The sequence below is a fragment of the Pseudoxanthomonas suwonensis J47 genome (genome assembly GCF_000513955.1).
In the GTDB taxonomy this organism is placed as follows: domain Bacteria; phylum Pseudomonadota; class Gammaproteobacteria; order Xanthomonadales; family Xanthomonadaceae; genus Pseudoxanthomonas; species Pseudoxanthomonas suwonensis_C.
This window is the reverse complement of the sequence record NZ_AZUZ01000014.1, coordinates 87,173-99,758: the sequence shown is the minus strand read 5'-3', so window position 1 is coordinate 99,758 and position 12,586 is coordinate 87,173. Positions and strand designations below refer to the sequence as shown.

Annotated in this window: 13 protein-coding genes and 2 tRNA genes; 10 read left to right on the top strand and 5 right to left on the bottom strand. The window is 66.2% G+C overall.

Going from position 1 to position 12,586, the window contains the following annotated elements; genetic code table 11:
• From rfbD to galE, 3 genes are all read left to right on the top strand, one after another.
• Nucleotides 1–708 (top strand): dTDP-4-dehydrorhamnose reductase (gene rfbD / locus M503_RS0105820; protein WP_028928142.1); only part of this gene is annotated, 708 nt, incomplete at its 5' end.
• Nucleotides 709–782: 74 nt separating this feature from the next.
• A complete protein-coding gene (locus tag M503_RS0105815) occupies nt 783–2,180 on the top strand; it encodes a mannose-1-phosphate guanylyltransferase/mannose-6-phosphate isomerase (protein ID WP_037060608.1) in 1,398 nt (465 codons plus the stop codon).
• An 84-nt stretch (nt 2,181–2,264) separates the two neighbouring features.
• Nucleotides 2,265–3,239: a UDP-glucose 4-epimerase GalE gene (gene galE, locus M503_RS0105810; RefSeq protein WP_028920013.1), complete on the top strand. Its 975-nt coding sequence runs from the start codon at nt 2,265–2,267 to the stop codon at nt 3,237–3,239.
• Nucleotides 3,240–3,305: 66 nt separating this feature from the next.
• Here galE and M503_RS17305 read toward each other — a convergent pair whose 3' ends face one another.
• The 5 genes from M503_RS17305 to tviB all read right to left on the bottom strand — a co-directional run bounded on the left by M503_RS17305 (nt 3,306) and on the right by tviB (nt 7,378).
• Nucleotides 3,306–3,446, bottom strand: a complete 141-nt coding sequence (locus tag M503_RS17305; protein WP_155951973.1) for a hypothetical protein — start codon at nt 3,444–3,446, stop codon at nt 3,306–3,308.
• 38 nt (nt 3,447–3,484) lie between these two features.
• On the bottom strand, nt 3,485–4,153 hold the full coding sequence (locus M503_RS15775) for a phosphatase PAP2 family protein (protein ID WP_051414308.1): 669 nt from the start codon (nt 4,151–4,153) through the stop codon (nt 3,485–3,487).
• 223 nt (nt 4,154–4,376) lie between these two features.
• A complete protein-coding gene (locus M503_RS0105795; RefSeq protein WP_028920015.1) occupies nt 4,377–5,387 on the bottom strand; it encodes an NAD-dependent epimerase in 1,011 nt (336 codons plus the stop codon).
• Nucleotides 5,388–5,564: 177 nt separating this feature from the next.
• The gene (locus M503_RS17035; protein ID WP_430536855.1) at nt 5,565–5,987 is read right to left on the bottom strand and encodes a glycosyltransferase; all 423 of its coding nucleotides are present in this window, start codon (nt 5,985–5,987) and stop codon (nt 5,565–5,567) included.
• A gap of 101 nt (nt 5,988–6,088) precedes the next feature.
• A complete protein-coding gene (gene tviB, locus M503_RS0105785; RefSeq protein WP_028928141.1) occupies nt 6,089–7,378 on the bottom strand; it encodes a Vi polysaccharide biosynthesis UDP-N-acetylglucosamine C-6 dehydrogenase TviB in 1,290 nt (429 codons plus the stop codon).
• A gap of 112 nt (nt 7,379–7,490) precedes the next feature.
• Between tviB and M503_RS0105780 the strand changes: the two genes are divergently transcribed.
• The 7 genes from M503_RS0105780 to M503_RS0105745 all read left to right on the top strand — a co-directional run bounded on the left by M503_RS0105780 (nt 7,491) and on the right by M503_RS0105745 (nt 12,528).
• Nucleotides 7,491–7,838, top strand: a complete 348-nt coding sequence (locus M503_RS0105780) for a hypothetical protein (RefSeq protein WP_155951972.1) — start codon at nt 7,491–7,493, stop codon at nt 7,836–7,838.
• Between the two features lie 123 nt (nt 7,839–7,961).
• A tRNA-Arg gene (locus tag M503_RS0105775) sits at nt 7,962–8,038 on the top strand.
• 188 nt (nt 8,039–8,226) lie between these two features.
• Complete coding sequence (locus M503_RS0105770; protein WP_197017185.1) at nt 8,227–8,868, top strand: VWA domain-containing protein; 642 nt, start codon at nt 8,227–8,229, stop codon at nt 8,866–8,868.
• A gap of 69 nt (nt 8,869–8,937) precedes the next feature.
• Nucleotides 8,938–10,077, top strand: a complete 1,140-nt coding sequence (locus M503_RS17720; protein ID WP_231472329.1) for a cyclin-dependent kinase inhibitor 3 family protein — start codon at nt 8,938–8,940, stop codon at nt 10,075–10,077.
• Between the two features lie 396 nt (nt 10,078–10,473).
• Nucleotides 10,474–11,241, top strand: a complete 768-nt coding sequence (locus tag M503_RS0105755) for a type IV toxin-antitoxin system AbiEi family antitoxin domain-containing protein (RefSeq protein ID WP_051414307.1) — start codon at nt 10,474–10,476, stop codon at nt 11,239–11,241.
• A gap of 16 nt (nt 11,242–11,257) precedes the next feature.
• The gene (locus M503_RS0105750; protein WP_231472327.1) at nt 11,258–12,148 is read left to right on the top strand and encodes a nucleotidyl transferase AbiEii/AbiGii toxin family protein; all 891 of its coding nucleotides are present in this window, start codon (nt 11,258–11,260) and stop codon (nt 12,146–12,148) included.
• 303 nt (nt 12,149–12,451) lie between these two features.
• A tRNA-Arg gene (locus M503_RS0105745) sits at nt 12,452–12,528 on the top strand.
• Nucleotides 12,529–12,586 lie beyond the last annotated feature (58 nt).

Below are 12,586 nucleotides of genomic sequence, written 5' to 3'. Positions count from 1 at the left end.
GCCGCCGCCTACACCGCCGTGGACAAGGCCGAGAGCGAGCGCGAGGCCGCGTTCCGGATCAATGCCGAAGCGCCCGGCGCGCTGGCGAAGGCCTGCGCCGAGGCCGACATCCCGTTCGTGCACTACTCCACCGACTACGTGTTCGACGGGCAGGGCACCCGGCCGTACCGGGTCGACGACCCGACCGCGCCGCTGGGCGTGTATGGGGCCAGCAAGCTGGCCGGCGAGGAGGCGGTGCGTGCGGCCGGCGGCCAACCTCTGCTGTTCCGCACCGCGTGGGTCTATGCCGCGCACGGTCACAACTTTCTGCGCACCATGCTGCGCGTGGGCGCCGAGCGCGACGAGNTGCGGGTGGTGGCCGACCAGGTCGGCACCCCGACCCCGGCGGCGCTGATCGCCGATGTCACCGCCACCGCCCTGTGCAAGGCGCTGGACGACGCGGCGGTGTCGGGAACCTGGCACCTGGTCGCCGATGGCCAGACCAGCTGGCATGGCTTTGCCGAGGCGATCTTCGCCGAAGCGGTGGCGGCCGGCCTGCTGCCGCGCGCGCCGCGGGTGCAGGCGATCGCCACCGCCGACTACCCGACGCCGGCCAAGCGGCCGGCGTACTCGTGCCTGGATACGCAGACGCTCAAGCGCGATTTCGGCCTGGCCCTGCCGGACTGGCGGCAGGGACTGAAGGGCGTGATCGGCGAGCTGGCAGTGTGAGAATGGCCTGCGTGCGTACCTGGCCACAACGCGTCCACTGATATCCTTCCTGACTGATTCCATGGTGTAAGCACATGATTCCCGTCATCCTCTCCGGCGGCTCCGGCACCCGCCTCTGGCCCCTCTCGCGCGAGGCCTATCCGAAGCAGTTCCTGCCGCTGGCCGGTAGCGACACCATGCTCCAGGCCACGTGGAAGCGGGTCGCGCCGCTGGCCAGTTCGGCGCCGATCCTGGTCGCCAACGAGGACCACCGCTTCATGGTGGCCGAGCAGCTGCGTGAGGCTGGCTGCACTCCCGCGGCAATCCTGCTCGAGCCGGTCGGTCGCAATACCGCCCCTGCAATTGCCGTGGCTGCGCTGCAGGCCGGCGCCAATGGCGAGGACCCGCTGCTGCTGGTCCTTCCCTCCGATCACGTGATCACCGATGCGGCCGCTTTCCGCGCTGCGGTGTCCGAGGCGGCTGCGGCAGCCGAAGCGGGCAAGCTGGTGACCTTCGGGATCGTGCCGACCGGCCCGGAAACGGGCTACGGCTACATCAAGGCCGCCGCCGGCCAGGGCGTACGCGCGGTCGAACGCTTCGTCGAGAAGCCCGATGCGGCCACCGCCCAGGGCTATGTCGCATCCGGCGAGTACTTCTGGAACAGCGGCATGTTCCTGTTCAAGGCCTCGCGTTACCTGGAGGAGCTGGGTCGCCACCAGCCGCAGATGCTCGCCGCCTGCCGGGCCGCATTCGAGGGCGCCCGTCGCGACCAGGACTTCGTGCGCTTGGACAAGGAAGCCTTCGCCGCCTGCCCGTCCGATTCGATCGACTACGCGGTGATGGAGAAAACCGCTGACGCCGCGGTGCTGCCGATCTCGGTGGGCTGGAACGATGTGGGCAGCTGGTCGGCGCTGTGGGAAGTGGCCGAGCAGGACGGCAACGGCAACGCCCACCACGGCGACGTGGTCGCGCTGGACTGCCGCAACACCCTAGCCTGGGGCGACGGCCGCCTGGTGGCACTGATCGGCCTGGAGAACGTGGTCGTGGTCGACACCGACGACTCCGTGCTGGTGGCCCACAAGGACCACGTGCAGGACGTCAAGACCGTGGTGTCGCAACTGAAGGCCGCCGGCCGTTCCGAACCGACCCTGCACCGCAAGGTCTACCGCCCCTGGGGCGCGTACGACTCCATCGACATGGGCCCGCGCCACCAGGTCAAGCGCATCACCGTGAAGCCCGGTGCCGCGCTGAGCCTGCAGATGCACCACCACCGCGCCGAGCACTGGATCGTGGTCAGCGGCACCGCCGAGGTCACCCGCGGCGACGAGGTGCTGCTGCTGTCGGAGAACCAGAGCACCTACATCCCGCTGGGCGTGACCCACCGCCTGCGCAACCCGGGCAAGGTGCCGCTGGAACTGATCGAGGTGCAGTCCGGCAGCTATCTGGGCGAGGACGACATCGTCCGGTTCGAGGATGTGTACGGGCGCGGCTGAGGCCGTCTAGATCGGGGGCGGATCGGATCTGCCCCTGGTGGATGGAGGAGGAGCGGGGCAAGCCCCGCTCTACGGGGGTGAGGCATGAATATCCTGGTGTGCGGTGGTGCCGGGTACATCGGCAGCCACATGGCGCAGTGGCTGGGCGAAGCAGGCCACTCGGTCACGGTGCTGGACAATCTTTCTACCGGACACCGCGAGGCGATCAAGTGGGGCGAGCTGGTTGAGGCCGACCTGCTCGACCCGGCCTCGATGGAGCGGGTCTTCAGCGCGCGCCGCTTCGATGCGGTGATGCATTTCTGCGCGCGTTCGCTGGTGGGCGAGTCGGTGCGCCAGCCCTACGACTACTACGCCAACAACGTCACCGGCACGCTCCACCTGTTGGAGGCGATGCGCCGCCACGGCGTGGAGCGGCTGGTGTTCTCGTCCACCGCGGCGGTGTTCGGCAACCCGGTTTCGGAGCTGATCGACGAGGATCATCCGAAGGCGCCGATCAATCCTTATGGCGCTTCCAAGCTGATGGTCGAGCGGATCCTGGCCGATGCGGCGGATGCCTACGGGTTGCGCTCGGTGGCGCTGCGTTACTTCAATGCCGCAGGTGCGCTGTCGGAACATGGCATCGGTGAGGCGCATGCCTGCGAGACCCACCTGATCCCGAACGCCCTGCGCGCGGCGCTGGGCACCGGTCCCGCGCTGAAGCTGTTTGGCGACGATTACCCCACTCCCGACGGCACCTGCGTGCGCGACTACGTGCACGTGCAGGATCTGGCCCAGGCGCATGCACTGGCACTTGAGTTCATGGATCGGGAAGCGGGCGCCCACGCGTTCAACCTGGGCAATGGCCAGGGCTTCTCGGTGCGCGAGGTGATCGCGGCGTCTGCCCGGGTAGCAGGACGTCCGGTGCCACACGAAGTGGCGCCCCGTCGCGAAGGCGACCCGGCCCGCCTGGTGGCTTCAAGCCAACGCGCCCGGGAAATGCTTGGCTGGCGCCCGGTCTGGACCGATCTGGACGCAATCATCGACAGCGCCTGGCGCTGGCACCAGGCCCAGGCCTTCTGAGGCCCCGCCTGCCGATCTTGTGGCAGGCGGGATCCCCTAGGTCTATCTACCGAATGATGGCGTCGATCAGGCCATTACGCGCGGACGGCGGCGGCCATTTGCTTTCGGCAATCTGGCAGCTGCTGTGTCGTTGGTAAAGCGAAAGATGCCCATCGCGACCACGCCCAGGCAGGCGCCGATCGAAGCCCCCAGCAGGAACAGCAGCATGTGCGTTCTCCCCTCCTCGCTGGCCCTCCCAGCGGGATCTATCGTGGCACCTTTCGGGCACCGTGGGATGGGGCAGGCTTCACATCTTTGAACGCCCGTCGTGACACCGGTTTCTCATTTCCGGCCAAGGTGGCCCCGATTTGTGCGAACCCGCGCTCGCTATCCGGCAGACGCATGGATCGAGGGTCGAGCCAGAGGGTGACGATCAGGCATACCGCGACCACACCGGTGCCCCAGACCCGCGGCCACCGGTGACCACGCAGCACGTGCAGTCCGTACCCGCCTACGATCGCCCCGAGCACGGCGCCGGCCAGCACCTCCGAGAGCGGATGGGCGCGGAGCATGACCCGGGACACGCCGATCAGCCCGGCGAACACCCACCCCGCGGTGGCCATGGACACCCGCCAGCCCCGGTACCGCGGCGGCACCAGCAGCGCCAGCGCCACCGGCCAGAACACCAGCCCCAGCACGGTGTGGCCGCTGAAGCAGGTCAGGTCCCAGGCGCGCACGCCGGTGCCCCAGCCGTAGAAGGCGATCTTGCTGGCCGCGACCAGCACCACGGCGACCGCGATCGCGTTCCACCAGCGCACTACAGGCCCGCGCGCGGACGGATCCCGCACCGCCAGCGCGGTACCGAGCACGGCGACCAGGGGCAGGACACACCAGGCACTGCCCGGAAGGACGAAGATCCGCCAATCCGCGCTCATCGGCGTGCGCCCGCCCGTCCGTCCACCTGCATTGCCCCTGTAAATGCTTGAACAGCACCGGGCCCGACCGGCCCGATTGGCTGGCGGTGGGAGCGTGGGTGGGGCTGGTACTGGTGCTCGCCCATAGCGCAGTGGACTACCCGTTGCGCACGCCGGCGATGATGACTGTCGCGGCGCTGCTGGCCGGGATTGCCGCCGCGGGCCGACTCGACACGAGGGAAGCTCAGACGCCGTAGTACTCGCGGTACCAGGCCACGAAGCGCGCGACCCCCTCTTCCACCGAGACCACCGGACGGTAGCCGACGTTGGCGACCAGGTCGGACACGTCCGCCTCGGTATCCGGCACGTCGCCCGCCTGCAGCGGCAGCATCTCCATCTGGGCCTTCCTGCCCAGGCACTGCTCGAGCACCTCGATGTAACGCAGCAGCTCCACGGGCTGCTCGTTGCCGATGTTGTAGAGCCGATACGGCGCCACGCCGCTGGTGGCAGGATCAGGTTTGGCTCCGGACCACCCGGCGTCCACCGTGGGCACCCGATCGAGTGCGCGAACGACGCCTTCGACGATGTCGTCGATGTAGGTAAAGCTGCGCTTGTGCCGACCATGGTTGAACACCCGGATCGGCTTGCCCTCGAGGATCGCCTTGGTGAACAGGAACAGCGCCATGTCCGGCCGTCCCCAGGGACCGTACACGGTGAAGAACCGCAGGCCGGTACAAGGGACGCCGTAGAGATGCGCGTAGCTGTGCGCCATCATCTCATTGGCCTTCTTCGTCGCCGCGTACAGCGTCAGGGGATGCTCGGTGGACCCATGCTCGGAGAACGGCATGTTGGTGTTCGCGCCGTAGACCGAACTGGTGGATGCGTACACCAGGTGCTCCACGCCATGGTGCCGGCACCCTTCCAGCACGTGCAGGAAGCCGGTGACGTTGCTGGCGACGTAGACATGCGGGTTCTCGGCGGCGTAGCGGACGCCAGCCTGGGCGGCCAGGTTGATTACGCGCTGGGGCTTGTAAGTGCTGAAAACATCATCGAGTGATTCCCGATCCGCAAGGTCTGCTTGAACGTGTCGATATCCGCCCTGTGCCAGCAGTCGGGCGAGCCTCGCGTGCTTCAGCGAAACGTCGTAGTAGTCGTTCAGGTTATCGATCCCTACTACTTCGTCGCCGCGGGCGAGCAGGAGCTGGGCCACGTGAGATCCGATGAAACCTGCTGTGCCTGTAACCAATACTTTCATGGCGCTCGCGTCCTTGAACTGGCTTCCTGACCGCGGAAAGGATGCTTCCGAAGAACTCCGTGGTACCCGGCTGGCAGTGCCCCCGGAACCTCTCGTTCGCCACGCACGATATCGTAGCGAAAGGAGTGTGCGCTAGCGCATTGCGTGCCAGAACCAGGTCCATTCTGACTCGACTGGTTATTCGCATTGGCACACTTCGCCGTAGGTCGCCAGCGTCTTGCTGATCACGATCTTCTCGTCGAACTCGTTCATCGCCTTCGAGCGTGCCGCCTCGCCCAGCCTTTCCGCGAGGCCTCTGTCATCCTGCAATCTGGCGATTGCCCTCGCCAAGGCCACTGCATCCCGCGGTGGGACCAGGAGCCCATCGACCCCGTCATTCACCACCTCCCGGCAACCCGGGACGTCGGTGGTGACAAGTGGAAGTCCGCATGCGGCGGCTTCGATCAGGCCTTTCGGAAGGCCTTCGCGGTAACTCGGAAGTACTACGATGTCTACCGAGGCAAGCAGGGCAGGCATGTCGTCCACGTGGCCCAGCCAGTTGATTACGCTCTCCGCCAAGTGCCTTGACCAGTAGGGACCGCATGCGGCCCTCTTTGATATGACTTCGCAGGTTGCCAGTCATACCCACGGGAGTCGTTACGTACGACCTTCGCCGAGGTGTTCATCGGCGTGATCGACTCTCGGGCAGCGAAGGAACGTAGTCATAGGCGCCCGTCCACCGCGTCGCGTGGCAACACGTACTTCACGTCATACAGCACCGCTTCGGGTTTTCCGTAGGCCTTGATCCCACTGGCACCCAGGTTACGGAACTGTTCGTGGCCGACCGCAACTACGATGGCGTCGTACTGTCCGTTTTCCGGTGTCGCCAGTTCCAGTCCGTACTCGGCCATGGCCTCGGTGGCATCCACCCATGGATCGCATACATCGACCCGTGCGTTGTAGCCCTCCAGCGCCTCGATGATGTCCACCACGCGTGTATTGCGCAGGTCCGGGCAGTTCTCCTTGAATGCCAGTCCGAGGACGAGTACGCGGGCGCCAACCGGGTTGATACCCTTCCGCATCATCAGGCGCAGGACCTCGCCCGCTACGTACTCGCCCATCCCGTCGTTGGTACGGCGACCGGCGAGAATGACATCCGGGTGATGCCCCACCTCCTGCGCCTTGTGGGTCAGGTAGTACGGATCGACGCTGATGCAATGGCCGCCGACCAGACCGGGCCGGAACGGCAGGAAGTTCCACTTGGTGCCGGCGGCCTCAAGTACCTCCAGGGTATCGATGCCCAGCTTGTTGAACAGGATCGCCAGGTCGTTGACCAGGGCGATGTTGAGGTCGCGCTGGGTGTTCTCGATGACCTTGGCGGCCTCGGCCACCTTGATGCTCGAAGCCTTGTGCGTGCCCGCCCTGATGATGCTGCCGTACAGGCCATCGAGGAAGTCGGCCACTTCCGGCGTGGACCCTGAGGTCACTTTGGTGATGTCGGGAAGACGGTGCTGCTTGTCGCCCGGATTGATGCGCTCGGGACTGTAGCCGGCGAAGAAGTCCTTGTTGAACCGCAGGCCGGAACCCCGCTCGAGGATCGGCACGCACACTTCTTCCGTACAGCCCGGGTAGACGGTGGATTCGTATACCACCGTGTCCCCCGGCTTCAGCACCGTGGCGATGGCTTCGCTCGCCTTCACCAGTGGGCTGAGGTCCGGCCGGCGCGCGGCATCGATCGGCGTCGGCACCGTCACGATGAAGACGTTGCATTCCCGCACCTCGTCGACGTTCGAGGCATACCGGAGATGGCGCGCGGACGCGAGAAGTTCGGGCTCGACTTCGAGGGTGCTGTCGCGCCCCCCTTTCAGCTCTTCGATCCTGGCGGGATTGATGTCGAAGCCGACCGTGGGATAGCGCTTGCCGAATTCAACGGCCAGCGGCAGGCCCACGTAACCCAGTCCTGCTACTGCGATGCGAACCTCGGCCGGTGCCGAGAACGGGGAGTTTTCCATTGAGTTCCCAAGTCGAAGATCGTCTTCCATCGATTGACGCGGCCTGGCGGCCCTGAGTCGCTCCATCGTGGGTCATGCCGGGCCTTGGCACCAGTACCGGGCGCAGTGGCTGGTGCCAGGGCGGCAGCGGCCGGTCATCCCCGGCGCTTCGCAGGTCCACCTGCTCGTACCCCTGCCGATGACCTGGGGCAAGGGCGCCTACCTGCTCGGCGGCGGGCTGCTGATCGTGGTCGGCCTGCTCGACGACCGCTACGACCTGCGCTGGTGGTGGCGCATCCTCGCCCAGGTGGTGGCCGCGCTGTTGATGGTCTACCTCGGTGGCGTGCGCATCGAGCAGCTGGGGCCGGCGGACTGCAATCCCTGCTGGGCGTTGCGCGATCGGCTGCAACAGCCAGATCAGCGCCCAGGCCAGTGTTGCCGTCAGCCGAGGCCGCCGGTCACCGGGGTAGGCCTCGCGTGACGAAGAGCCCAGCTTCGGCGGCAAGCGCGGCTGAGGCCTGGCGGCCCGCCACACCACGACTGGACACCTGCCGGCCACGCCCGGGTGGGCGCGCTGCGGAATTCAGCTACAATGCCCGGCCACGCGCCTGTAGCTCAGCCGGATAGAGTAGTGGCTTCCGAAGCCATTGGTCGGGGGTTCGAATCCCTCCAGGCGCGCCATCTCTCCCGTGACGAATCTGGGACTTATCTGGGACACCCCTAGAGCGCCCGTGCTACACGGCTGAGTACAAGCCTCCGTGACGCCAAACTCGCTCCCGTTGTACGCGAGATGTGCCAACCAACCGCGTCGCAGCCCCTGAGACACGACCCGGCCACGATGGCGTTCCATGCCAAGCAGGGGGAACGCCATGAACGACCGCAGCCATATCTCCGTCATCCTCGACCGCACCGGTTCCATGCAGGACATCCGGGCCGACGTGGTGGACGGGTACAACGCGTTCCTAGCCGCACAGAAGGACACCCCATACCCGGCTACCCTGACCTTGGTCCAGTTCGATTCGCAGGACCCGTATGAAGTCCTGCATGCGGCCGCGGACATCGCCTCGGTGCCGCCGCTCGCGCTGGAGCAGTACGTGCCACGCGCGTCGACACCGCTTTATGACGCCATGGGCCGGGGCATCCTCGATCTCGAGACCTGGCTGGCCGCCAAACCGGACGCCGAGCGTCCTAGCAAGGTGATCTTCGTGGTCGTCACCGACGGACAGGAGAACGCCAGCCGGGAATTCGACCGCGCGCGGGTCAACCGGCTGGTCGAGGCCAAGAAGCGGCTCGGCTGGGACTTCATGTTCCTCAGCGCCGACTTGGGAGCGTTCGAAGACGCCGGCCAGATCGGCGTGGAATTCGATTCCCGCCTGAAGTTCGAAAAGTCCAGCGAGGGCAACAACAATGCTTGGGCCGCCGCGTCGCTGAAGATCCGCGACCGGCGCACGGGCGTCGCGGCAAAGGTGGTCTTCGATGATCTCGACCGGGAGCTGGCGGAGCGGCGGTAGACATCCGCGGGCGGCAGTGGCAGCGTGCCTGGGGGAACAGGGGGACAGGTGCAAGCAGTGAAACCGAGGATGGTCAGCCCCTCGATGCTTCGGGAAATCCGGGCGCAATTCCGGCTGGACTGGAACGGCATCCATGGCGCACCGCACTGGGCGCGGGTCTACCACCATGGACAGGTGGTCGGCGCCCGCACAGGCGCCGACCTGCGTGTATGCGAGCTGTTCGCCTTCCTGCATGACAGCCGGCGGCAGGACGACTGGGAGGATCCCGACCACGGGGTGCGGGCGGCGATCTATGCCGCCTCGCTGCGCGAACGCGGCTTCTTCGACCTCGAGGACGCCGCTTTCGCGCTGCTGCAGGAAGCCTGCATCGGCCATAGCCAAGGCCATACGCAGGCCGACGCGACCGTGCAGGCCTGCTGGGATTCGGACCGGCTCGACCTGGGCCGGATCGGGATCCGGCCCGATCCGCGCTACCTGTGCACGGATGCGGCGAAGGAGCCCGGGTATCTCGAACACGCCTATCGGTGGTCGCTTGGACGGCATCAGGCCAAGCCCCGGATCCAGGAGGCACGGCACACTTGGGTCGACGACGCGGGCATGGTTTATCTGGATGATTTTTTCCCCGGCTTGCCGGACTTCGGTGCGGCTGGGGCGCGAACTAGCCTCAGCCATCCCCTGCGGATCGATGCATTGCCGGTCGGCGACCGGGGCGGCGCCATCGGCCTCACCTTCGTGCCGGGCAAGTGGCAACCCGGGGCCATGACCGGTGCCTGGGCGCGTGACCTCGACGCCGACCTCCAGGCGATCCGCGACTGGGGTGCGACCGATCTGGTCAGCCTGATCGAACCATTCGAGTTCACCGAACTGCGGATCGAATCGCTGCCGGGGCATGCGGCGAGCCTCGGCATCAGCTGGCACGGGCTACCGATTACTGACCAGTGCGCGCCGGACGAGCGCCTGCTGATCCCGTGGCTCGTACTGGGACCCGCCCTGGCCGATCGCCTTCGGGCCGGGGGACGCATCGTCGTGCATTGCAAGGGTGGGCTGGGGCGCGCCGGCACGGTGGCGACGATGCTGCTGATGCTTGCCCACCCGGAGCTGGGCCTCGACGAAGCCGTGCGCCGCGTGCGTCTGGTCCGGCCGGGCGCCATCGAGACCGAGGTGCAGGAGCGATTCCTGCGCGACCACTTCAACTACGAGGCCGGATGAGTCCTGCGACACAGGCGCGGATACCGGCTATCGCCAGGCGGCAGCCGATCCGGTTGCCGCACCCATTCCACACCAGGACGAAACCGTATGAACCACTACATACAGCCATTGTTCGACGGTCCCGTCGACATCGTCGGCGACATAGCTTGTTGCCTGTTCCATCCCCATCCCGCCAAGCGGCCAACGACCGGGTTGCCAGCTTCCGACGGCAAGGGGACTTGCGCCATGCCCACACTACCGAAAGAAAACTGCGCCGCGAGCTGCTGCAGGCTCAGTCCAATACAACTTGCGATTGAATGCATGCTGAAATGTATCTATAGACGTAACATTTATTGCATAAATCTAATCATGCGGCTATTGTTGTAACGGAGGCCCCTGATTAAAAGTTGGTGGAAAATGTCGTCCGAAAGAGAACATTCGCCCACTAATCCAATCAAGGTTGTCCAAACCGAGGTCCCGCGCGGCGCCCCTTTCGCCTTGGACGCCTTGGCCAATCTGGGTGTGGACCGTCAGGCCGCAGCACGCCAAGCCCGCAATGGGTGGCTGGTCCGGCTAGGCCAAGGCATCTATGCCTTCCCCAACGATCCACTGGATCGGGCCAGCACCACAGTGTTCCTGCAAACGCGGATGCCGGGCCTGCATGTGGCCGCGCGCACCGCGCTCCACATGCATGGCGTGCGGCACAACCTTGGCGCCAACGGCGCCTGGATCCTGTGGGGCGATGGGCCTGCACGACTGCCCGCGTGGTACGTGGAGCGATTCCCGGCCCGCTATGCCGGCACCCACCTCTTCGACTGGCCCGACGGGACGCTGGCGACGGCAACCCTTGGGACACCTCCCGGGGTCCATCCCGGACTGACTGTGTCGGTCCCCGAGCGGGCCCTGCTCGAGATGCTCTACGAGGTCGGCGTCCACCAGAGCCTCGAGGAGGCCCGCCAGCTGTTCGAGAACCTGCGCCCCCCCCGTCGCGAACTGCTGGCAAAGCTGCTGCAGTGCTGCACCAGCATCAAGGCGGTGCGCCTGTTCCTGACCTGGGCACGCGAAACCAGGCTGCTGGACGTGGACAAGCTGCTGTCCGACTACACCTTGCCGGTAGGCAGCGACAGCCGCTGGATGACCCGGCTGAAGGACGGCACCCTTTTGAGCCTGCGCCCGCATGGATAGGACCTACGCAGATGCCGTGCGCCTGCTGCTGTCGGTGGCGCCGCTCGTATTCGAGGACGATGCCTTCGCCCTGAAGGGTGGCACCGCCCTGAACCTGTTCCTGCACGACCTGCCACGCCTGTCGGTGGACATCGACGTGGTCTACACACCTTGGCAGCCACCCCGTCAGGAGGCATTGGCCGCCATCGCCGCCGGGCTGGAGGCGATGGCATCCAGGGTGCGGCGCCGTGGATGGGAGGCACGCGCCATTGCCGGGAACGAAGGCGAGTCCAAGCTGCTGGTCGAAGACCCGACCAGCCAAGTCAAGATCGAGGTGAACACGGTCTTCCGGGGCACCGTGCTCCCGGTGCAGTCTCGCCCCCTGGTACCTGCCGCCGCGGCGGCGTTCGCCACCGAGTTCAGCCTGCCCACCCTGGCGCCGGACGAACTGTATGGCGGCAAGCTGGTGGCGGCGCTGGACCGGCAGCATCCACGGGACCTGCTCGACGTCCACGTGATGTTCGAGTCGGGCGGCCTGACCGAGGGGGCCGTGGAGTGCTTCGTCACCTATCTGGCCGGCCACAACCGGCCGACGCATGAGGTTCTGTTCGGCAACGACAAGGACATCGGCACGGAGTTCCGGAGCCAGTTCGCCGGCATGACCCGCGACCCTGTGGCGCTGGACACCCTGCTGGGTGCCCGTGCCCGGCTGCGCGAGGAGCTGGCGGCCCGGCTCACCGACCGGCAGCGCCACTTTCTGGTCGGGCTGGCACGTGCCGAGCCCGACTGGAACCTGCTGGCCTGCACCCATGCCAGCGAACTGCCGGCACTTCGCTGGAAGGTCGAAAACCTGCATCGGTTCCGCGAACGGCGGCCGAAGGACTTCAGTCGGCAAGCAGATCAGCTGGAAGGCCTGCTGTTCCCTTGATCGCGCCGCACAGTGGGCCACTACTCACTTTCAGTACAAGGACTTGTGACAGATTCCGCTGCAGGGCAGGGCGTGCCAAGTGGTGCAGATAGGCCTCAAGGGGGATTCGGCCCATCCAAGGGATTCAAACAGTTAGCAGGTATTCCGTCGTTCTACACCGATCCGTGACCATTGAACTCCCTTGGAACTGATGCCCGCTATCGGTTTCCGAAGCCCCTACTCACCCCCTGCCAGACCCGGGTAAAGTGGCACAGGGCCTGAACTCAGTTTCAGGGCCCGAGCAGCAAAAAGTCCTTTAAAAACGCGCCCGTAGCTCAGCCGGATAGAGTAGTGGCTTCCGAAGCCATTGGTCGGGGGTTCGAATCCCTCCGGGCGCGCCAAACCTCCTGTGACAAATCTGTGCCCTGGCTGTGCCAGGTTTTTTCTGGCACCCCCGGG

What these genes read in the sequence shown, in the direction of transcription:
- M503_RS0105815 (WP_037060608.1), top strand. Translation starts at nt 783, where the DNA reads ATGATTCCCGTCATCCTCTCCGGCGGCTCCGGCACCCGCCTCTGGCCC.
- M503_RS17305 (WP_155951973.1), bottom strand. Translation starts at nt 3,446, where the DNA reads ATGCTGCTGTTCCTGCTGGGGGCTTCGATCGGCGCCTGCCTGGGCGTG.
- M503_RS17720 (WP_231472329.1), top strand. Translation starts at nt 8,938, where the DNA reads ATGGTCAGCCCCTCGATGCTTCGGGAAATCCGGGCGCAATTCCGGCTG.
- M503_RS15775 (WP_051414308.1), bottom strand. Translation starts at nt 4,153, where the DNA reads ATGAGCGCGGATTGGCGGATCTTCGTCCTTCCGGGCAGTGCCTGGTGT.
- M503_RS0105770 (WP_197017185.1), top strand. Translation starts at nt 8,227, where the DNA reads ATGAACGACCGCAGCCATATCTCCGTCATCCTCGACCGCACCGGTTCC.
- tviB (WP_028928141.1), bottom strand. Translation starts at nt 7,378, where the DNA reads ATGGAAAACTCCCCGTTCTCGGCACCGGCCGAGGTTCGCATCGCAGTA.
- M503_RS0105755 (WP_051414307.1), top strand. Translation starts at nt 10,474, where the DNA reads ATGTCGTCCGAAAGAGAACATTCGCCCACTAATCCAATCAAGGTTGTC.
- galE (WP_028920013.1), top strand. Translation starts at nt 2,265, where the DNA reads ATGAATATCCTGGTGTGCGGTGGTGCCGGGTACATCGGCAGCCACATG.
- M503_RS0105795 (WP_028920015.1), bottom strand. Translation starts at nt 5,387, where the DNA reads ATGAAAGTATTGGTTACAGGCACAGCAGGTTTCATCGGATCTCACGTG.